The sequence below is a fragment of the Pseudomonas sp. KB_15 genome (assembly GCF_052114525.1).
Lineage (GTDB): Bacteria > Pseudomonadota > Gammaproteobacteria > Pseudomonadales > Pseudomonadaceae > Aquipseudomonas.
Genome location: NZ_JBFREX010000344.1, coordinates 1 through 373 on the forward strand (window position 1 = coordinate 1; position 373 = coordinate 373).

A 373-nucleotide genomic window follows, 5' to 3' on the forward strand; every position below is an offset into this window, starting at 1 on the left:
CTGCTCGGCCTCGCTGCCGCTCTTGAACAGGTAGAAGTTGCCGCCGCCGGTGGGCGAGCCACCCGTCGGGTTGCCCGGCAGCGGGGCCACGCCCACGTCGAACTTGGCATCCTTGAGCACGGCGGTCAGGTTGCCCGTGGAGTGCCACATCATCGCCGTCTTGCCCTCGACAAAGTTTTGGCGCAGCGTGCCCCATTCGATCAGGCCCTTCGGGCTCAGGCCGTCCTTGGCCAGCGAGGTCCAGTACTGGAGCGCCTCCACGGTCTTGGGCGTGTCGAAGGTGGTGTGCGAGCCGGCGGCGTTCATCAGCGTGGCGCCGTTCTGCTTGGCCAGCGCGCCGAACATCCAGTAGGCGTAGCCCGTCGACGGAATC

At 67.3% G+C, this 373-nt stretch carries 1 protein-coding gene; it reads right to left on the reverse strand.

What is annotated here, in order from left to right:
- Positions 1 to 373 (reverse strand): extracellular solute-binding protein (locus AB4Z35_RS31210; protein WP_442101325.1); only part of this gene is annotated, 373 nt, incomplete at both ends.